General features: G+C 62.9%; 17 protein-coding genes. 9 read left to right on the top strand and 8 right to left on the bottom strand.

The annotated features are described in order from the left end of the window. Window positions 1-94: 94 nt before the first annotated feature. Window positions 95-2677 (top strand): DNA mismatch repair protein MutS, encoded by a 2583-nt coding sequence (gene mutS, locus BN1123_RS02385; protein WP_042025146.1) that lies wholly within the window; start codon window positions 95-97, stop codon window positions 2675-2677. Window positions 2678-2743: 66 nt separating this feature from the next. Here the strand turns inward: mutS and BN1123_RS02380 are convergent, their stop codons facing one another. The 3 genes from BN1123_RS02380 to BN1123_RS02370 all read right to left on the bottom strand — a co-directional run bounded on the left by BN1123_RS02380 (window position 2744) and on the right by BN1123_RS02370 (window position 4794). Then, on the bottom strand, window positions 2744-3643 hold the full coding sequence (locus tag BN1123_RS02380) for a type 2 periplasmic-binding domain-containing protein (protein ID WP_042025145.1): 900 nt from the start codon (window positions 3641-3643) through the stop codon (window positions 2744-2746). A 67-nt stretch (window positions 3644-3710) separates the two neighbouring features. Continuing rightward, window positions 3711-4400: an LrgB family protein gene (locus BN1123_RS02375; protein WP_042025144.1), complete on the bottom strand. Its 690-nt coding sequence runs from the start codon at window positions 4398-4400 to the stop codon at window positions 3711-3713. Then, window positions 4393-4794: a CidA/LrgA family protein gene (locus BN1123_RS02370; RefSeq protein WP_042025143.1), complete on the bottom strand. Its 402-nt coding sequence runs from the start codon at window positions 4792-4794 to the stop codon at window positions 4393-4395. The genes BN1123_RS02375 and BN1123_RS02370 overlap by 8 nt, the downstream gene beginning before the upstream one ends. 139 nt (window positions 4795-4933) lie before the next feature. Between BN1123_RS02370 and BN1123_RS02365 the strand changes: the two genes are divergently transcribed. Next, window positions 4934-5818 carry a LysR family transcriptional regulator gene (locus tag BN1123_RS02365; RefSeq protein ID WP_042025141.1) on the top strand — a complete coding sequence of 295 codons (885 nt, stop codon included), beginning with the start codon at window positions 4934-4936 and terminating at the stop codon, window positions 5816-5818. Here the strand turns inward: BN1123_RS02365 and BN1123_RS02360 are convergent. After that, window positions 5812-6696 (bottom strand): hypothetical protein, encoded by an 885-nt coding sequence (locus BN1123_RS02360; RefSeq protein WP_042025140.1) that lies wholly within the window; start codon window positions 6694-6696, stop codon window positions 5812-5814. The two genes, BN1123_RS02365 and BN1123_RS02360, sit on opposite strands and share 7 nt — an antisense overlap. A gap of 145 nt (window positions 6697-6841) precedes the next feature. Then, complete coding sequence (gene ybaK / locus BN1123_RS02355) at window positions 6842-7309, bottom strand: Cys-tRNA(Pro) deacylase (RefSeq protein ID WP_042025139.1); 468 nt, start codon at window positions 7307-7309, stop codon at window positions 6842-6844. A 212-nt stretch (window positions 7310-7521) separates the two neighbouring features. Between ybaK and BN1123_RS02350 the strand changes: the two genes are divergently transcribed. Continuing rightward, a complete protein-coding gene (locus BN1123_RS02350) occupies window positions 7522-8124 on the top strand; it encodes a histidine phosphatase family protein (protein ID WP_042025138.1) in 603 nt (200 codons plus the stop codon). A gap of 101 nt (window positions 8125-8225) precedes the next feature. Here BN1123_RS02350 and ppc read toward each other — a convergent pair whose 3' ends face one another. Both ppc and argE read right to left on the bottom strand, forming a co-directional pair. After that, the gene (ppc, locus tag BN1123_RS02345; RefSeq protein ID WP_042025136.1) at window positions 8226-10859 is read right to left on the bottom strand and encodes a phosphoenolpyruvate carboxylase; all 2634 of its coding nucleotides are present in this window, start codon (window positions 10857-10859) and stop codon (window positions 8226-8228) included. Window positions 10860-11091: 232 nt separating this feature from the next. After that, the gene (gene argE, locus BN1123_RS02340) at window positions 11092-12252 is read right to left on the bottom strand and encodes an acetylornithine deacetylase (protein ID WP_042025134.1); all 1161 of its coding nucleotides are present in this window, start codon (window positions 12250-12252) and stop codon (window positions 11092-11094) included. A 275-nt stretch (window positions 12253-12527) separates the two neighbouring features. Between argE and argC the strand changes: the two genes are divergently transcribed. The 6 genes from argC (at window position 12528) to BN1123_RS02310 (ending at window position 18935) form a co-directional block, all read left to right on the top strand. Then, window positions 12528-13535, top strand: coding sequence for an N-acetyl-gamma-glutamyl-phosphate reductase (gene argC, locus BN1123_RS02335; RefSeq protein WP_042025133.1), 1008 nt, complete (start codon window positions 12528-12530; stop codon window positions 13533-13535). Between the two features lie 23 nt (window positions 13536-13558). Next, a complete protein-coding gene (gene argB / locus BN1123_RS02330; protein WP_042025132.1) occupies window positions 13559-14338 on the top strand; it encodes an acetylglutamate kinase in 780 nt (259 codons plus the stop codon). A 25-nt stretch (window positions 14339-14363) separates the two neighbouring features. Then, window positions 14364-15287, top strand: coding sequence for an ornithine carbamoyltransferase (locus BN1123_RS02325; protein WP_042025131.1), 924 nt, complete (start codon window positions 14364-14366; stop codon window positions 15285-15287). A 54-nt stretch (window positions 15288-15341) separates the two neighbouring features. Further along, window positions 15342-16577, top strand: coding sequence for an argininosuccinate synthase (locus tag BN1123_RS02320; RefSeq protein WP_042025130.1), 1236 nt, complete (start codon window positions 15342-15344; stop codon window positions 16575-16577). Window positions 16578-16772: 195 nt separating this feature from the next. Further along, window positions 16773-18155, top strand: coding sequence for an argininosuccinate lyase (gene argH / locus BN1123_RS02315; RefSeq protein WP_042025129.1), 1383 nt, complete (start codon window positions 16773-16775; stop codon window positions 18153-18155). A gap of 144 nt (window positions 18156-18299) precedes the next feature. Then, window positions 18300-18935 (top strand): FMN-binding negative transcriptional regulator, encoded by a 636-nt coding sequence (locus BN1123_RS02310; RefSeq protein WP_042025128.1) that lies wholly within the window; start codon window positions 18300-18302, stop codon window positions 18933-18935. Between the two features lie 62 nt (window positions 18936-18997). On the opposite strand, the gene BN1123_RS02305 is transcribed toward BN1123_RS02310, so the two are convergent. Further along, window positions 18998-19453, bottom strand: coding sequence for a hypothetical protein (locus BN1123_RS02305; protein WP_042025181.1), 456 nt, complete (start codon window positions 19451-19453; stop codon window positions 18998-19000). Window positions 19454-19908 lie beyond the last annotated feature (455 nt).

The following is a 19908-nucleotide window of genomic DNA, read 5'->3' as shown; positions in this document are numbered from 1 at the left end:
CCCCGTCGCGGCGCTTATGTGTAGAATGGCGCCATCAAGCTCAAGGCTCATCACCGCAGACACAGGCCCGCAGAGGCCCCTTCTGGAATAGAACATGACCGCACAACACCAAGCCACTGGCGCCGCGCCAGGCGCCAATCTCAGCGCCCACACGCCCATGATGCAGCAGTATCTGACCCTCAAGGCCGAGAACCCGGAGATCCTGCTGTTCTACCGGATGGGCGACTTCTACGAGCTGTTCTACGACGATGCCCGCAAGGCCTCCCAACTGCTCGACATCTCCCTGACCAAGCGTGGTCAGTCGGCGGGCAGTCCCATCCCCATGGCGGGCGTGCCTTATCACGCCATCGAGGGGTATCTCGCCAAGCTGGTGCAGCTGGGCGAATCCGCTGCCATCTGCGAACAGGTGGGGGATCCCGCCACCAGCAAGGGGCCGGTGGAGCGCAAGGTCATTCGCATCATCACCCCGGGCACCGTCTCCGACGAGGCGCTGCTCAGCGAGCGGCAGGACAACCTGATCGCCGCCGTCTATCACGATGGTCGCCGCTTTGGCTATGGCACCATGGACATAGGCTCGGGCCGTTTCTTCATCAACCAGTTCGAGAAGGAAGAGACACTGCTGGCCGAGCTGCAGCGCACCAATCCGGCCGAGCTGCTCTACCCCGAATCCTTCGAATTCCTGCACCACGTCGAGGGTCGCCGTGGCCTGCGCCGCCGCCCGGAGTGGGAATTCGAGCTCGGTACCGCCCGCAAGCTCTTGTGCCAGCAGTTCGGTACCCAGGATCTGGTAGGCTTTGGCGTCGAGCAGAGCGAGACCGCCCTGTGCGCCGCCGGTTGCCTGATGCAGTACGTGAAAGACACTCAGCGTACCGCCCTGCCCCACATTCGCAGCGTGCGCCTCGAGCAGCCTGATAACGCGGTCATCATGGATGCCGCTACCCGCCGCAATCTGGAACTGACCCAGAATCTGGCCGGTGGCCACGACAACACCCTCTCCGCCGTGCTCGATTGCACCGCCACCCCCATGGGGAGCCGGCTGCTCAAGCGCTGGATCCACCAGCCGATCCGCGACCGGGTGATCCTCAAAGGCCGTCAGAGCACCATCAAGGAGCTCATCGAGCAGAACCTCTATGACGAGCTGGGTGGCTTGTTGCGTCAGGTCGGCGACGTGGAGCGGGTGCTGGCGCGCCTGGCCCTGCGCTCGGCCCGTCCGCGCGACCTCACCCGACTGCGGCAGGCCTTCGCCCAGCTGCCGGAACTGCAGCGCCTGCTGGCGGAGAGTGAGCACGAGGCGGTGCAGCAGCTGCGCGAGCGTGCCAGCACCTTCCCCGAGTTGCATGACCTGCTGGAACGCGCCGTGATGGAGGTGCCACCGGTGCTCATTCGCGATGGCGGCGTCATACGCGAAGGGTTCAACCAGGAGCTGGACGAGCTGCGGGATCTGGCCAACGGCGCCACCGCCAGCCTGGCCCGCATCGAGGAGCGCGAGCGGCTGCTGACCGGCATCAACACCCTCAAGGTGGGCTATAACAAGGTGCACGGCTTCTACATTGAGGTGAGCCGCGCCAACAGCCATCTGGTGCCGGCTCACTACATCCGCCGCCAGACCCTCAAGAACAACGAACGCTACATCATCGACGAGCTCAAGAAGTACGAAGACAAGGTGCTCACCGCCCAGGCCCAGGCGCTGGCGCTGGAAAAACGCCTCTACGAGGAGCTGCTCGATGCTCTGCTGCCGCACTTGGGCGAGCTGCAGGAATCGGCTGCCGCCCTGGCTGAGCTGGACGTGCTGGCCAACCTGGCGGAGCGGGCCGAGACCCTGGACTACCGTTGCCCGCAACTTATCGACGAGGATCAGATCCTGATCGAGGCGGGCCGCCACCCGGTGGTGGAGCAGGTGATGACCGACCCCTTTATCGCCAACCCCATCAATCTGCAGCGCAGCCGCCGCATGCTGATCATCACCGGCCCCAACATGGGGGGTAAGTCCACCTATATGCGCCAGACCGCGCTGATCGTGCTGCTGGCCCATATCGGCGCCTTCGTGCCTGCCGACAGCGCCCGCATCGGCCCCATCGACCGCATTTTCACCCGCATCGGGGCGTCGGACGATCTGGCCTCCGGCCGTTCCACCTTTATGGTGGAGATGACCGAGACCGCCAACATCCTCAACAATGCCACCGCCCGCAGCCTGGTGCTGATGGACGAGATCGGCCGCGGCACCAGCACCTACGACGGCCTGTCGCTGGCGTGGGCCTGTGCCGAGCAATTGGCAAGCAAGATCGGCGCCTACACCCTGTTCGCCACCCACTACTTCGAGCTGACCCGCCTACCGGAGCTGATGGAAGGGCTCGCCAACGTCCATCTGGACGCGGTGGAGCATGGCGACACCATCGCCTTTATGCACGCAGTGCAGGAGGGGGCCGCCAGCCGCTCCTACGGCCTGCAAGTGGCGGCACTGGCTGGGGTGCCGAAATCGGTGATCCATCAGGCCCGCCACAAGCTGGCCGAGCTCGAAAACGCCACCCCGGTGGCCGCCGGTGAAGTGCGCCCAGCCCCGGTCGCCCTGCCGCCCCAGAGCCATCCGGTAGTTGATGAACTGGAAGCGGTGCGCCCGGATGAGCTCACCCCGCGTCAGGCGCTGGATCTGCTCTATCGCCTCAAGCAGATGCTGTAACCGGCAACAAATGCAAACAGGGGAACCGCGAGGTTCCCCTTTTTCATGGCTGGCTGCCAACCCCTGTCAGGGCAAGCCGGGACCGAACCGCCCCTTGAGCGGATCGTAGTAGTAGGCGCGATAGTCGAAATCCATCTCCTTGAGCAAGGGATTGGGCAGTTCGAAGTACAACCGCTCATCCAGCTTCGCCTGGTCGAGGGAGGGTTTGAAGTGATGCAGCCAGAGCCGCTGCAGCGAGCCATCCTGCCAGGCCAGCCGGATCCCCTCCGAGATGCGCTGGATCGCCGCCTGATTGGCCTTGTTGGTGTAAAAGAGATGGAGGAAGGGATAGTGCAGCACCAAGCGTCGATCCACTGTGAGCGCCGGCAGATCCCCGTGTTGCTCCTGCTCGATGAACACCTCATTCACCCCGCGGCAAAACAGATCGACCCGACCGCGGGCGACCAGCCGGAACAGCCGCTCATAGCTGTCGACCTCCTGCACCCGCAAGCCGGCATTGCGCAGAATGGCCACATCCTGCCAACCACGCCCCTGACCGTGCACAAACTGCCGCAACTGGGCCAAGGTACTCACGTTCGCCACCGCCTGTGCCTGCTGCGGGCTGACAAAACAGATGCGATAGCCGAGCAGACCCAGCTCCACCGGGAATCGCACGTAATCGAGGGAGTCACTGATCGCCGCCGGTTGCGGGGTATCGGAGGCGAACAGGTTGGGATAGAGGTTGGCTTTCATAGCTTGGCGCATCCGCACCCGGTTCATCGGTGGTGCCAGCCGCAGCTCGTAATCACCGTGGCTATCGCGGGTCTTCTCCAGCGCCAGTTGCAGCAGGTCGTGAGTATAGAGAGCCCGCATATCCCGTTCACTCTCCGGGCTGATATGGGTAAAGACATCGCCAGCCCGGGTTGGGCTGGCGAAAAACAGGCTGCAGAAGAGCAGACAACAGAGAGCAAGGCGATGGTTGGTCATATGGCTCGTCCCGGGCGCACTGCTTTGAGTGTAGCGCCGAGTACTGCCCGAGGAGGCACGCCTCTCCTTACCAGAAGATCTTGCCCAGCAGGGGCGCCAGCAGCACGGTGACCATGCCAGCGATCATCATCACCATGCTGGAGACCACCCCTTCCTCATTGCCTATCTGGTAAGCCCTGGCGGTGCCGGCGCCATGGGCCGAGGCACCAAACCCGGCCCCCTTGCCGAGCCGGCTGCGAATGGCCAGCACGGTGAGCACGCTCTCGCCGACCGCCATGCCAATCACCCCGGTCAGCACCACGAACAGGGCGGTGAGATCGCTCTCGCCACCGATGGCGCGGGTCGCCTCCACCGCAAACGGAGTGGTGATGGAGCGCATCGCCAGGCTGCGCTGCAACATGTCAGAGAGATCCAGCCAGCGGGCCAGCAAGACGGTGCTGCCCACCGCCATGATGACGGAGGCCACCACCCCCACCGAAAGAGAGAGCCAGTGCCGACGAATGAGCCGGCGATTCTCGTAGACGGGCACCGCAAAGGCCACGGTCGCCGGCCCCAGCAACCAGAGCAGCCAGTGGGATTCGGCCATGTAGTCCCGGTAGGGAATGTGGAACAGCAAGACCACCGCCACCAGCAGGGTGGGTGCCAGCAACAGCGGCATCAGGGGCAGGATGCGCTTTTTGCCATAGAGCCACTTGCTGGCGTAGTAGAAGATCAGGGTCAGGGCGAAACAGACGAAGCCGAGCAGGGTATCAGACATGGCGACGACTCCGGCGGGCCAATTTCAGCTCGAGGCGATAGACCCGGTCCACCACCAGGGCCGTGGTGCCAAGCACCAGCGTGGTGCTGACCAGCAGCACCACCATGATGCGCCACCCCTCCTGCAACAGCAGCTCCTGATAGTTGACCACCGCCACCACGGCGGGCACGAAGAACAGCAACATTTCCGCCAGCAGCCAGCGGGCACCGGCGCTGAACCATTCGGCCTTGACCACCCCGAGCAGGATGCAGGCCAGCAGCAACAGCATACCGGTGAGGTTGGCGGGGAGCGGAATGTGCAGGGTGCGCACGGCGGTATCGGCCAGCAGCCAGACAAGGGCCAGCAGGGCGATTTGGAAGGGAGTCTGGAACCAGCGAATGCAGAGGGCTTTCATTATCGTCGTCTTTCTGTGAACTGGGTCACAGTATAAAGAGACGGTAAACCTGCAAAAAATGAATTTAAATTATCAAAATCATGCCAAATTGGCATGTTAGGATAACCCGGTCAGACACACGCCAACCAGAGGGAAATCCATGGATATCCGGGCCCTGCGCTACTTCGTCGAACTGGTGCGGGAGCAGAGTTTCACCCGCGCCTCGGAAAAGCTGTTCGTCACCCAGCCCACCATCAGCAAGATGATCCGCAACATGGAGGAGGAGCTGGGCCAGCCCCTGCTCAACCGGGAGGGGCGCCGCTTCACCCTGACCGACAGCGGCCAGGTGCTGTTCAACCGCGCCCAGACCATACTCGCCGAGATGCAGCAGCTGGAAGACGAGCTGGCCGACCTGCAGAGCCTGAAGCACGGCCGCCTCACCCTCGGCATTCCCCCCATGGTGGGCCATGTCTATGCGGATCTGATCCGCGCCTATCGGATCCGTTATCCCGGCGTGGAGCTGAGCCTGGTGGAGTATGGTGGACGCCGCATCGAACAGGCGGTGCTGGAGGGAGAGCTGGATCTGGCCATCACCATGCTGCCGACCAGGGAGGAAGCTGCCCTCAGTACCCTGGATCTGGACTGCTATCCGATCCGGGTGGTGTTGCCGGATCTGCCCCGCTGGCACGGCGATGCTCCGCTTCGGCTCGATGCCCTGCAAGATGAGCCCTTTCTGCTCTACACCCGGGCCTTCACCCTGAGCGAGCGGCTGGAGCAGGCCTGCCAGCTGGCCGGCTTCGAGCCCCAGGTAGCGGCCCGCAGCAGCCAGTGGGACTTTCTCATCGCCATGGTGCGCAGCGGCATGGGGGTGGCCTTCCTGCCCGAACCGGTCTGCCGCAGACTGACCCCGGACGGGCTGGTGCTGCGCCCGCTGGCGCCGGAACTGAGCTGGCGGCTCGGGGTGATCTGGCCGAAGGAACGTTACCTCTCCCGCACTGCCGAGGCCTGGCTGGCGCTCTGCCGTGAGCGCCATCAGCCTCACTGATCACCGAAACGATCCGTCATCGGGTTGTAGAAGTAGGGACGGTAATCGAAACCGATCCCCTTGAGGAAAGGATTGTCCAGCCGGATCAGGTGGCGCTGCGGCAGCTTGGCAAAGTCGATGGCCGGGCCGAAGCTGCCGCGCCACAGCGCCTGCAGCGAGCCATCCTGCCAGGCCAGTTGCAACCCCAGTTCGACCCGCTTGATGGCCTCACTGTTTTTCCCGTTGGTATAAAAAACCCGTGGTAGTGGGTAGTAAAGCAACAGGCTGTCATCGACGGCGAGATCGGTCACCCCCTGATGGGTCAGCAACTCGTTGCGCAGTTCGCTCACCCCGCGGCAAAACAGATCGAAACGACCGCGGGACACCATCTTGAACAGCTTCTCGTAACCATCCACCTCCAGCACCTGCAGGCCCGAGCGGCGCAGGATCTCGATATCCAGCCACCCCTTGCCCTGACCGAAAGTAAATGACTGCAGCTCCTTGAGACTGGTCACCCGGGTGACGGCCGCCTGTTGCTGCAGGCTGACGAAGCAGATCCGGTAGCTGACGATACCAAGGTGAATGGGGAAACGGACATAGGCCAATCCCTCTCCCTCGCGAGCACTGCTGTAGCTATCCATCACCATCAGGTTGGGCAGCAGATTGAGATCCATGCTCAGACGAGCTCGCGCCTTGGTCATGGTGGGCGCAGGAACCAGTTCGTAGTCGCCGAAGGTGTCGCGGGTCTTGTCGAGGGCGAGGCGCAGCAGCTCCCTGTCATAGGTGGTGCGGGGATCCTGCTCGCTCTCCGGGCCTATATAGGTGAAAAGGGTGGCAGCCTGTGCCATCACCGGCAGCAGGCAGAGCAGGGAGGCGATCATCAAACGCGGCAACACCATAAACTGGACCTTGGCAAGAGAGACACCCACAAGTGTAGCCACTGGTGTCCCTCTATCGCCGCCCTGTCCCACGCGTCATGGCAACCCGGGCCTCTATTGGCCTGACACCCGGTCCGGGTCGCCCCTTCTGGGCGAGGTGCTTCGCTTACTGTTCTTCCCCTATGGGGGCGGCAATCCACTTCAGAAGCTGCAGCATATCCTGCGGTGCCACCCCGACCGAGAGGCCGCGCTTGCCGCCGCTCACCAGGATCTCGTCAAACTGCATGGCCGACTCGTCGAGCACGGTAGGCAGCAGCTTCTTCTGGGCCAGCGGGCTGATGCCACCCACCTTGTAGCCGGTCAGCTTCTCCGCCTCCGCCGGCTTCATCATCTCCACCTTCTTGAGGCCGGTGGCCTTGGCCAGCTGTTTCAGGCTGCACATGCCGGACGAGGGGACGATGGCCACCACCGCCTGCCTGTCGTGGTGGGCGATCAGGGTCTTGAACACCTGCGCCTCCGGCAGACCGAGCTGAGTCGCGGCATGCTTGCCGAAATCGTCGTGGGCTTCGCACTCGTAGGGGTAGAGCTTGTGGGGGATCTTGAGCTTCTTCAAGAGGTTGATGGCAGGAGTCATGATAAATGCCTTGAGTCAAAACAAGACCAGACAGTCTGCGCCTGCATGGCGGGGGATGCAAGCCGGGGCAGGCTGCCACACATGGCACTCTCCATCGTTTCACCGGGAGCGGGCCAGCGAATGCGGTCAGTTTTGACTCAAAATCCCGCTTTTGCCATCGCGTCGCGCCTGGGGTAGTTTTTCCCTCCCCAAGAAAACTGCCGGAGGAGTGAATGGCGAGAAGAATCATGGTGCTGAGACACGGCGAGACCCTGTTCAATGCACAGCAGAAGCTGCAAGGGCATTGCAACTCGGCATTGACCGGGCGCGGTGAAGCGCAGGCCAGAGGTGTCGGGCAACGACTGGCACAGCATCTGGCTGGCCGCCCCTACCGGGTCTATGCCAGCGATCTGGGGCGGGCCATGCAGACCGCCGCCATCGTCTGCGGCGAGCTGGACTATCCGGCCGACCAGATAGTGCCTGAGCCCAGGGTGCGGGAGTTCTCTCTCGGGGAGTGGGAGCAGCGCACCATCCCTGACTTGCTGACCGCCCAGCCCGATCTGCTTGAGCGCCGTGACTGGTACTTGCAGGCCCCCGGCTGCGAACCGTGTGACGGAGTGCGGGCCCGCCTGGCCGACTGGCTGGCCGGCTTGCCAGAGGATGAGGACGTGGTGGTGGTGAGCCACGGCCTGACCGGCGTAGTGCTGCGCGGCATGCTGCTCGGGCTCGATGAGGAGGCTACCTGGCAGCAGGATCTGCCCCAGGATGCCTTCTTCATCATCGAAGCGGGAAGCATGACCCGGGTTGACTGCACGCCCGTGCTTGAGCCTGCGTAACAGGCTGACTTTATCAGCATCTGAACATGGAAAAGGGCGCCTTGTCGGCGCCCTTTGGCATTATGGGAACTGGCTGAACGCGGCTCGCGTCGCCAGCGTCATCAACCGGTGTTGCGCATACCTGCGGCGATACCGGCGATGGTGACCATCAGCGCCTTGTCCAGCTCGGGGTGCAGGGTCTCCGGGTGGTTGCGGGAGCGGTTGAGCAGCTCGGCCTGCAGCACGTTGAGCGGGTCGGTATAGGGGTTGCGCAGCTTGATGGACTCCTTGATCCAGGGCTGATCCTCCAGCAGATCCCCGCGCGGGCTCAGTTTCAGCACCACCTCGATGGATTCGGCGAGCTCCTGACGCAGCTGCTGGCCAAGGCCCCACAGCTCTTTGGGCACCAGACGGGTGTCATAATACTCGGCAAGCCAGGCGTCTGCCTTGAGGAACACCATCTCCAGCATCTCGAGACGGGTGCGGAAGAAGGGCCACTGGGCACTCATCTCCGCCAGCACTTCGAGCTTGCCGCCATCGATGGCCTGTTGCAGCCCCTTGTGGGCACCGAGCCAGGCCGGCAACATCAGGCGGTTCTGGGTCCAGGCGAAGATCCACGGAATGGCGCGCAGGCTCTCGACGCCGCCGTTGGGCTTGCGTTTGGCCGGACGGGAACCGAGCGGCAGCTTGCCAAGCTCCATCTCCGGCGTCGCTGCGCGGAAGTAAGGGACGAAGTCCGCATGACCACGCACGATACTGCGGTAGTGTTCGCAGGAGTCGGCGGCCAGCTGCTCCATCACCTCGCGCCAGCACTCCTTGGGCTTGGGCGGCGGCAGCAGGTTCCCCTCCAGCACGGCGCTGGTGTAGAGCTCCAGGCTCTTGATGGCCACCTTGGGCAGGCCGAACTTGAAGCGGATCATCTCCCCCTGCTCTGTGGTACGCAGCCCCCCGCGCAGGGATCCCGGCGGCTGGGAGAGGATCGCCTGGTGAGCCGGCGCGCCACCACGACCGACGGTACCGCCGCGGCCATGGAACAGGGTGAGGCGAATGTTGTTGGCCTCGGCCAGCCCCACCAGAGACTCCATGGCGGCGTACTGGGCCCAGCCCGCGGCCATCATGCCCGCATCCTTGGCAGAGTCGGAGTAGCCGATCATCACGTACTGGCGACCCTGGATATAGCCGCGATACCAGTCCACCGACAGCAGGCGCGCCATCACGGCGGTGCCCGCCATCAGGTCATCCTGGGTCTCGAACAGCGGGGCGACCGGCATGCGGAACTTGCAGCCGGCCTCTTTGAGCAGCAGCTGCACCGACAGCACATCGGACGGCGCACCGGCCATGGAGATGATGTAGATGCCGAACGCATCCGGGTCGTGGCCGGCGATCACCTGGCAGGTATCCAGGGTCTCGCGGGTCTCGGCACTCGGCTCCCAATCGTGGGGGATGAGCGGGCGGCGGGAGTTCAGCTCGTTGAGCAGGAAGGCCTGCTTGTCATCCTCGCTCCACTCGGCGTAGTCACCCATGCCCAGATAGCGGGTCAGTTCGGAGAAGACCTGGCCGTGGCGCTCGCCATCCTGACGGATGTCCAGCTTGACCAGATGGATGCCGAAGCAGGCGACCTTGCGCAGCACGTCCAGCAGCATGCCGTCGGCGATGTTGCCCATGCCGCAGGCGTGCAGGGAGTGGTAGCAAAGCTCCAGCGGCTCGCGCAGCTGAGCGGTAGTTTTGATGAGGTCGCGGCTCTCGCTCACCTGACCCTGCACCTTGGCAGTCAGGTGCTCCTTGGTTTCACGTAGCGCCTCGCGCAGCTCGCGCACCAGGGCGCGGTAGGGCTCGGGATGATCCCCTACCCGCTCGCGTACGGCCTCGGTGCAGTCGGACATGGAGAGCTCAGAGGTGAGCTCCTTGATGTCCTTGTAGAACAGGCTCACCGCCATCCAGCGGCCCAGCTCCAGCACTTCGGCGGTCACCTTAGCGGTGACGAAGGGGTTGCCGTCGCGGTCACCGCCCATCCAGGAGGTGAACTTGACCGGCGCGGCATCCAACGGCAGCCGCACACCCAGATGGTGTTGCAGGCGCTCGTCCAGATTGCGCATGAATTCGGGAATGGCCGGCCACAGGCTGTTTTCTACCACGGCAAAGCCCCACTTGGCTTCGTCCACCGGCGTCGGACGCTGTTCGCGGATCTCGTTGGTGTGCCAGGCCTGATTGATCAGCTGCTCGATGCGATTGAGGATCTTGTCCCGCTCACGGGGCAGCAGGTCGGAGAGCTCCAGGGCCTCGAGGCAGTCATTTAGTTGCACATGCTTGTGGATCAGGGTGCGACGGGTCACCTCGGTGGGGTGCGCAGTCAGCACCAGATCGATATCCAGCTCGCGCACCGCCTGGATGATGGCCTCCTGCGACAGATTGGACGCCTTGAGCTTGTCGAACATCAGCTCCAGCGGATCCGGGGTGCAGGTCTGCTCTTCGCAGCGACGGGAGATGGTGTGGAACTGTTCTGCCACGTTGGCCAGATTGAGGAACTGGCTGAAGGCGCGGGCCACCGGCAGCAGCTCATCGTCGGAGAGAGTGCGCAGGGTATCGAGCAGACGTTCCCGATCGGCCTCATTGCCCTTGCGGGAGGACTTGGCCAGCTGGCGAATGGTTTCGATCTTGTCGAGGAAGGCCTGACCCTGATGATCCTTGATGGACTTGCCCAGCAGTTGACCCAGCATGCCTACGTTGGCGCGTAGTGCGGCGTACTTTTCGTTCATTCCACATCCTTATCTTGTTGGTGCCTGACACCCGTCCCGGGGTGCATGACAGCCTCACTTATTGTTGTGCGATTACAACATATGCTCCGTCATCTTAGGGTGACAATCTACCCAGATTGTCTGCGCAAGGTCAAATAACAGGCCGATTCAGAACATGTATTTCCATCACCTCTCCAGGCGCGGCTTGTTATGTAACTTACTTACAAATGTTCTGCTCTCTGCGCCGTGCCCGTCACAGGCAAAAACGGCGGATCAGGTGCTGTAGCACCGCCGTGGTCGGCTTGACGAAGGAGAGGTCCAGATACTCATCCGGCTGGTGCGCCTGGGCGATATGACCGGGGCCCAGAACGATGGTTTCACACCCCAGTTGCTGGATGAAGGGGGCCTCGGTGCAATAGTTCACGGATTCGGCGGCCCGGCCGCTCGCCTTCTCGGCTTCGCGCACCAGCTCCGAGTCATCTGCGCAAGCATAGGCGGGGATGGGCTCGTGCAGGTGCTGCAGGTGCAGGCAGCCCGGCTGATGGATCTCGATGGGGGAGAGCGCCTCTTTCAGCATGCCCATCAACTCATCGGGGCCGACCTGCGGGGTGGGTCGCATGTCGATATGCAGCTCGCAGCAGCCGCAGATACGGTTCGGGCTATCGCCCCCCTGGATGTAGCCGAGATTCAGGGTCGGCTGGGGCACCGCAAAGCGATGGTCGGCGTATTTCTCCTTCAGGCTGTGTTGCAGCTTGAGCACCTGGCCCATGGCCTGATGCATGATCTCCAGCGCATTGACGCCATTGGCGGGATCCGAGCTGTGGCCGCTCTTGCCCGTGATGCGGATCGCCTCCGACATATGCCCCTTGTGGGCCACCACGGGCACCAGACCGGTGGGCTCACCGATCACCGCGTAGTCCGGCTTGAGCTCGGCCGCCGCCGCGATGGCGCGCGCCCCCGCCATGGTGGTCTCCTCATCGGCAGTCGCCAGAATGCGCAGTGGCTTGTCGAGAGTCTTGAGGTCTATCTCTTTCAGCGCTTCCACGATAAAGGCAAAGAAGCCCTTCATATCGATGGTACCGAGGCCATAGAGGCGGTTGCCCTCTTCAGTCACCTTGAAGGGATCCTTGCGCCAGCCTCCCTCATCGAATGGCACAGTGTCCGTGTGGCCCGCCAGCAGCAGCCCTCCTTCCCCCTGACCATAAGTCGCCACCAGGTTGAACTTGCCCGGCTTCTTGTTACCAGATAAGTCAGGCAGGGCGGTGACCTCGCAGCGAAAGCCGAGCTGGGTGAACCAGTCCGCCAGCAGCCGGATCACCGCCTCGTTGCTCTGATCCCACTTGGGATCCGTGCTGCTGATGGAGGGAATCGCAATAATGTTCTTGTAGAGAGAAAAAAAATCCAGATTGGCCACCCGCTCCTCCTTGCGTCCCAGAAATGTTTCTGATAGAAAATACAAATGCAATGTGAATGCATGAATATGCTGCAAGTTTAACAGGATACGCAGCCCACCGACAAAGGCTACTAGTTGTAAGGGAAAGTTAATGTTCTGTCACCTGATCTATAACCGACGACACAACCCCGCCTGAATTGCCCCTCCGCACCAGTTGCACCAAAGGGGCGATTGACCACCCCTTGCCTCGCAGCACCACGCTGTGAAATTCGAACTCTGACTTGGAATACTCAACAATGCTTAACACCGTTATCGTCGGTGCCAGTGGCTACGCGGGAGCCGAACTGGCCGCACTGGTCCAGAACCATCCACAACTCAAGCTGTTCGGGCTCTATGTCTCGGCCGGCAGCCAGGACGCCCACAAGCGTTTTTCCTCCCTGCATCCCCAGTGGGTAGGCAAGCTGGATCAGCCGCTGCTGCCGCTGGACGAGGATGGCATGACCCGGATCCTGACCCAGGCTGACTTGGTGCTGCTGGCCACCGCCCATGAGGTGAGTGCAGAGCTGGCGCCCAAGTTCCTGGCCAAGGGGCTGCCGGTGTTCGATCTCTCCGGCGCCTTCCGGGTCAAGGATCAGGATTTCTACGCCTCCTTCTACGGCTTCACCCACGACAGCCAGCAGTGGCTGGATCAGGCCGCCTACGGTCTGGCGGAGTGGAATGCACAGGCCATCCAGGCCGCCCAGCTTGTCGCCGTACCCGGCTGCTATCCGACCGCCTCCCTGTGCGCCCTCAAGCCGCTGCAGCAGGCCGGCCTCATCGCCAAGGGGTGGCAGCCCATCATCAATGCGGTTTCCGGGGTCTCCGGGGCCGGTCGCAAGGCGGCCATCAACACCAGCTTCTGCGAGGTGAGCCTCAATCCCTACGGCACCTTCAATCACAGGCACCAGCCGGAGATCAGCCACCACCTCGGCAAGGAGGTGCTGTTCCAGCCCCACCTTGGCAACTATGTGCGCGGCATCCTGGCCACCATCTATGTGCAACTGGCGGACGGCGTGACTCCGGCCCAGGTGGATCAGGCCTACCTCAAGGCCTACGAAGGCAAGCCGCTGGTGCGCCTCACCGGTCAGATGCCCTCCATCCGCGGGGTGGCGGGTACCCCTTACTGCGACATCGCCTGGCAACAACAGGGCAACATGCTGGTGGTGGTCTGTGCCATCGACAACCTGCTCAAGGGTGCCGCCTCCCAGGCGATGCAGTGCATAAATATCAAATTCGGTTTCGACGCAGGCCAGGGCCTGATTTAAAGACTCAAGAAAGGATCGCAACGATGAACAAGCAGACTCTGGTAATCAAGCTGGGTGGCGCACTGATCGAAAACGACGAGGCGCTGACCGCCCTGTTCGCCACCCTCAAAAGCTTTCTGGACGAGCAGCACAGACCCCTGGTGCTGGTGCACGGCGGCGGCTGCCTGGTGGATGACCTGCTCAAGGGGCTGGGTCTCACCTCCACCAAGAAGAACGGTCTGCGGGTGACCCCGTTCGAGCAGATCCCGTTTATCGCCGGCGCGCTGGCCGGTACCGCCAACAAGCAGATGATGGCCAAGGCCATCGCCACCGGCATCCCGGCGGTGGGGCTCTGTCTGGCGGATGGCGGTCTGTGCAAGGTGACCCAGCTCGATCCGGCACTCGGCGCGGTCGGTGACTGCCAGCCGGGCAACCCGGCACTGGTGGCGGGGATCCTCGCTCAGGGCTTCCTGCCGGTGGTGAGCTCCATCGGCATCACCGCCGACGGCCAGCTGATGAACGTCAACGCGGATCAGGCGGCTACCGCCATTGCCGAGGCGATCGGCGCCGACCTGGTGATGCTCTCCGACGTGAGCGGCATCCTGGATGGCAAGGGCAAGCTGGTGCCCCAGCTCGACAAGCTGACCGCACTGGATCTGATGGAGAAGGGGGTGATCAGCGACGGCATGGCGGTCAAGGTGAAAGCCGCCCTGCATGCCGCCGAGACCCTGGGCAAACCGGTCTGTGTCGCCAGCTGGCGCTACCCGGATCAGCTGCTCAAGCTGCTGGCCGGCGGTGCGGTTGGCACCCAGGTATCTCTCTGATCTCCACCGGAACAAGGAACATCCGATGCAACATCTTCTGAAAGACAGCGACTTGAGCAAGGCCCAGATCGAGGCGCTGATCGCCTTGGGCAAATCGGTCAAGGCAGATCCGAAAAAGTACGGCCAGGCACTGGCGGGCAAGAGCGTGGTGACCCTGTTCGAGAAACCCTCCCTGCGCACCCGGGTCACCTTCGACATCGGCATCGCCAAACTGGGCGGCCACAGCGTCTATCTGGATCAGCAGAACGGTGCGCTCGGCAAGCGGGAATCGGTGAAGGATTTTGCCGCCAACCTGTCACGCTGGTGTGACGCCATCGTCGCCCGGGTGTTCGACCACCAGACCCTGATCGAGCTGGCCGAGCATGGCTCTGTGCCGGTGGTGAACAGCCTGTGCAACCTCTACCACCCCTGCCAGGGGCTGGCGGACTTCATGACCATCGCCGAACACTACGACGATCTGTCCAAGGTGAAGCTGGCGTATCTCGGCGATGGCAACAACGTCAGCCACTCCCTGCTGCTGCTGGGGGCGACGCTCGGTACCGACGTCACCCTGATCTGCCCTAAGGGCCACGGCCCGGATACCCAGATCTTCCTGCAGGCCCAGGCACTGGCGGCCCAGTCAGGCGCGACCATCCACATCAGCGATGACGTGGCGGATATCGAAGGGTTCGACGTGGCCTACACCGACACCTGGGTGTCGATGGGCGACAGCACCCCGATGGAGCAGGTCACCGATCTCTTCATGCCCTACCAGATCAACCAGGCCCTGCTCGATCGCACCGGCATCCAGCACGTGCTGCACTGCCAGCCGGCACACCGGGAGCTGGAGATCACCTCGCAAGTCATGGATGGCCCGGCCTCCCTCATCATGGATGAGGCGGAAAACCGGATGCATATCCAGAACGCCGTGCTGCTGACCCTGCTGGGCGGCCAAGTGTGCGGCAAATAACGGTCCTCAACCCGAATCACAACCCTTTATAGAATCATCACGGAGAGAAGTAAAATGAGCGGAATCAACAAGATAGTACTGGCTTACTCGGGCGGACTGGATACCTCGGCCATTATTCCTTGGCTCAAGGAGCATTATGACGCCGAGATCATCGCCTTCGTCGCCGACGTGGGTCAGGAGCGCGACGATCTGGAAGGGATCGAGCAGAAGGCCATCGCCTCCGGCGCCACCAAGTGCATCATCAAGGATCTGCGCGAAGAGTTCGTCAAAGAGTACGTCTACCCGACCCTGAAGACCGGCGCCGTCTACGAGGGTACCTACCTGCTGGGCACCTCCATGGCCCGTCCGGTGATCGCCAAGGCCATGGTCGAGGCCGCGCTGGCCGAGGGTGCCGACGCCATCTCCCACGGTTGCACCGGCAAGGGTAACGACCAGGTGCGTTTCGAAGGCGCAGTCGCCGCCCTAGCACCCCAGCTGAAAGTGATCGCCCCCTGGCGTCTGTGGGACATGCGCTCCCGGGAAGATCTGCTGGCCTATCTGGAAGCCCGCCAGATCCCCTGCAAGGCGACCCTGAAGAAGATCTACAGCCGTGACGCCAACGCCTGGCACATCTCTACCGAGGGTGGCGAGCTGGAGAGCACCTGGAACGAGCCGTCCGAAGCCGTGTGGCAGTGGACCGTCTCCGCCGAGCAGGCCCCGGATCAACCGGAATACGTCAAGCTGACCGTCGCCAAGGGCGAAGTGGTGGCCGTTGATGACCAGCCGCTGACCCCGCACCAGATCCTGATGACCCTGAACGAGCGTGCCGGCAAGCACGGCGTGGGCCGCATCGACATCACCGAAAACCGGATGGTGGGCATGAAGTCCCGTGGCTGCTACGAGACCCCGGGTGGTACCGTCATGGTTGCCGCGCTGCGCGCCGTGGAAGAGCTGGTGCTGGACAGACCGACCCGCGCCTGGCGGGAAAAACTCGGTGCCGAGTTCTCTCACCTGGTCTATGACGGTCGCTGGTTCACCCCGCTGTGCAAGGCGATCCTCGCCTCCGCCAACGCCATCGCCGAGGATCTCGACGGGGAAGTGGTGCTGAAGATGTACAAGGGCCAGGTCACCGCGACCCAGAAGAAGTCGCCCAACAGCCTCTACTCCGAAGACTTCGCCACCTTCGGCGCCGACGAGGTATACGACCAGAGCCATGCCGACGGCTTTATCCGTCTCTACACCCTGGCCAGCCGGATCCGCGCCATGAAGGAGCAGCATCTGGCCATCGGTGGCGACCACACCCACGGTTGATCACCCGATGTGACCCGCTGATACCGGTGAGGGGGCATGGCCCCCTCACCCATAAGTGGCGGGATGTGACCAAAGCGGCAGCGCCCTGGCCGCGTCTGTGAGATAACCCTCTGTCAGAGCAGAGGACAGACAAACAAGGCACGATTTCACGCTCGGGGGCCAGGCGCCGCCGACAACGCATTCAAGGAGAGCAGTATGGCACTTTGGGGTGGACGCTTCAGTCAGGGAGCCGATAGCCGGTTCAAGCAGTTCAACGATTCGCTGCGGTTCGATTACCGCCTGGCGGAGCAGGATATCCAGGGCTCCATGGCCTGGGCCCGCGCCTTGGTCAAGGTGGGCGTGTTGACCGAGGGCGAGCAGGCAAAACTGCAACAGGCGATGGAGGTGCTGCTCGCCTCGGTGCAGCAGGATCCCCAACAGATCCTCAGCTCGGATGCCGAAGACATCCACTCCTGGGTCGAGGGCAAACTCATCGCCGCGGTCGGCGATCTCGGCAAGAAGCTGCACACCGGCCGCTCGCGCAACGATCAGGTCGCCACCGACCTCAAGCTCTGGTGCAAGGCGCAGGGCGAGCTGCTGGCCGCCTCCATCACCGTCCTGCAACAGGGGCTGGTGGCCTCCGCCCGGGCCAATCAGGCCGCCGTGCTGCCCGGTTACACCCATTTGCAGCGCGCCCAGCCGGTCACTTACGCCCACTGGGCGCTGGCCTATGTGGAGATGCTGGAGCGGGATCACTCCCGCCTGCAGGATGCCCTCAAACGCCTCGATACCAGTCCGCTCGGCTGCGGCGCCCTGGCGGGTACCGCCTATGCCATCGACCGCGAGGCGCTGGCGCTGGATATGGGCTTTGCCGGCGCCACCCGCAACAGCCTGGATTCTGTGTCGGATCGGGATCACGTGGTGGAGCTGATGCACGTGGCGTCGCTCTCCATGACCCATCTGTCGCGCTTTGCCGAAGATCTGATCTTCTACAACACCGGCGAGGCGGGCTTTGTCGAGCTCTCCGATGCGGTCACCTCCGGCTCCTCCCTGATGCCGCAGAAGAAGAACCCGGATGCTTTGGAGCTTATTCGTGGCAAGACAGGTCGGGTGGTTGGCGCCCAGCTGGGCATGCTGATGAGCCTCAAGGCGCTGCCGCTGGCCTACAACAAGGACATGCAGGAAGACAAGGAGGGGCTGTTCGATGCCCTCGATACCTGGCACGACTGCCTCGACATGGCGGCCCTGGTGCTGATCGACCTGAAAGTGAATGGCGAGCGCACCATGGCGGCGGCCCAGGGCGGCTACGCCAACGCCACCGAGCTGGCGGACTACCTGGTGGCCAAGGGGATCCCGTTTCGGGAGGCACACCATATCGTCGGTGAGACCGTGGTCTACGCCATCGGCGTGCACAAGCCGCTGGAGGAGCTCTCCATCGGCGAGTTCCAGCGCTTCAGCCCGGAGATCGACTTCGACGTCTACCCCAATCTGGAGCTGGAAGCGACCCTGGCCAAGCGGGTTGCCAAGGGCGGTGTCGCCCGTGAGCAGGTAGAAGCTGCCCTCACCGCCGCCGAAGCCTGGCTGGCCAAACGCGGTTAATCCCACCGGGATATCAGGAGAGGGCGCCAGCCCTCTTTTTTATGTCGGGTTATCCGCTCGTTCCGCTTGCCCCGAAGGCGGCAAAGCGGGCATATCTCCCTGACCAGGCTGAATGGATCTCAGCGCCAACCAGAAGGAACCTGCATGTATCTGCCACCCCATTTCTCGGCCACCGACCCCAAGGCCTTGCATCAATTGATCCTGGCCCATCCGCTGGGCGCCCTGATCACCCATGGCGAACAGGGGCTCGATGCCAACCACCTCCCCTTTGAATTTGACGGTGAAGAGGGGGAGCACGGCGTCCTGCGCGCCCATGTGGCCCGCAACAACCCGCTCTGGCAGGAGGTCAAGGATGGCGGCGAGGTGCTGGTGATCTTCAAGGCCGCCGACGGCTATATCTCCCCCAACTGGTATCCGGGCAAGCAGGCGCACCATAAACAAGTGCCGACCTGGAACTACAGCGTGGTGCATGCCCACGGCCGCATCCGGGTGCGCGACGATGCCCGTTTCGTACGCCGTCTGCTGGCAAACCTGACCCGCCGCCACGAGGCCGGGGAGCCAGCGCCATGGAAGATGGCGGATGCGCCGCGAGACTATCTCGAGGCCATGGTGCAAGCCGTGGTTGGCATCGAGATCGAGGTAGTGCGGCTGGTCGGCAAGTTCAAACTGAGCCAGAACAAGGATGAGGGGGATCGCCAGGGTGCCGTCCAAGCCCTCCAGGCAAAAGGGTTGACGGAGCTGGCCGGCGACATGGCAAGCCCGCCCTCGCCTCGCGCATAACCCTTTGAGCAAAAAACAAAACGGCAACCATCAGGTTGCCGTTTTGTTTTATTCAGCCGAGTTCACACGCTGGCATTAAGCAGCCTGCCGACCCCCTCCCCCTTGCCGTTGGGCAGGGTCTGTTTAAAGGCGGCGAGCAGCTGATCAAGGTTAAGGCTGCTTGCACCCAGGGAGCCCTTGAGGGTGTCGAGTTCGCTGCGCAGCGCATCGAGGCGGGTGCCCTGGGTGCCATTGGCGAGCTGGCTGCGGGCTGCGTCGATGGCATCCGGCAGGGACTGGCCACCGAACTCCTGCCCCAGGCTCTGCACCAGATCGCTCATAAAGTGGTTGATGGCGGGGCGGTTTTGCTCGCTGTTAGCATCCTTGATGCCGAGCCGCTGGAACAGGCTCTGGACCGTCGGGGCCAGGCGCTCCGGCTGTGCGGCCTGCGGCGCCGCTTGCGTCTTGCCACTGCCGCTCAGCAACTGACTGCCGAGCTTGAGGGCAATTGAGGCGATGGGAAGCAGGGTACTGATCATCATGATATCTCTCCGCGGCGATGGCCCTGGGTGGTGTTGCCAAGAGAAGTGCATAAGCGGGGCCAACATGGCGAAAAAAACGCCGACCATGGCTAACGCCTTGAGCCGCCATCTGATTTACCGAGCCGCATCGACTCGTGAAGTGGGAAGCGCCCCCTCCCCGCAAGCCACCGGCGGCCAGAAGCTGCCGCCTGCGCGCCAAGCGGCAAGTGGCAGCGGCAAGGCCGTTTGCCTCCTGCACTCTGGCCCCTTGCGGCCATAAGAGGCAGCAGACAAGTCCCCTTTTATCGGCGCATTTATTAGGGAATCTTATTGGCATTAAGATGATGTCGATTTTCTTATCATCCCGCTTCCCGCAAGATGGCTCGCAGATCGGGTCCGCTCATCTTGGTATCTTGGGTCCCTTGTTCTCGGTGGCCCTGCCTCTCTTAAGTCAAACACCTGTCCTGGAGTCC

Source organism: Aeromonas enteropelogenes, from assembly GCF_000819845.1.
Lineage (GTDB): Bacteria > Pseudomonadota > Gammaproteobacteria > Enterobacterales > Aeromonadaceae > Aeromonas > Aeromonas enteropelogenes.
This window is presented reverse-complemented; position numbering and strand designations above follow the sequence as displayed.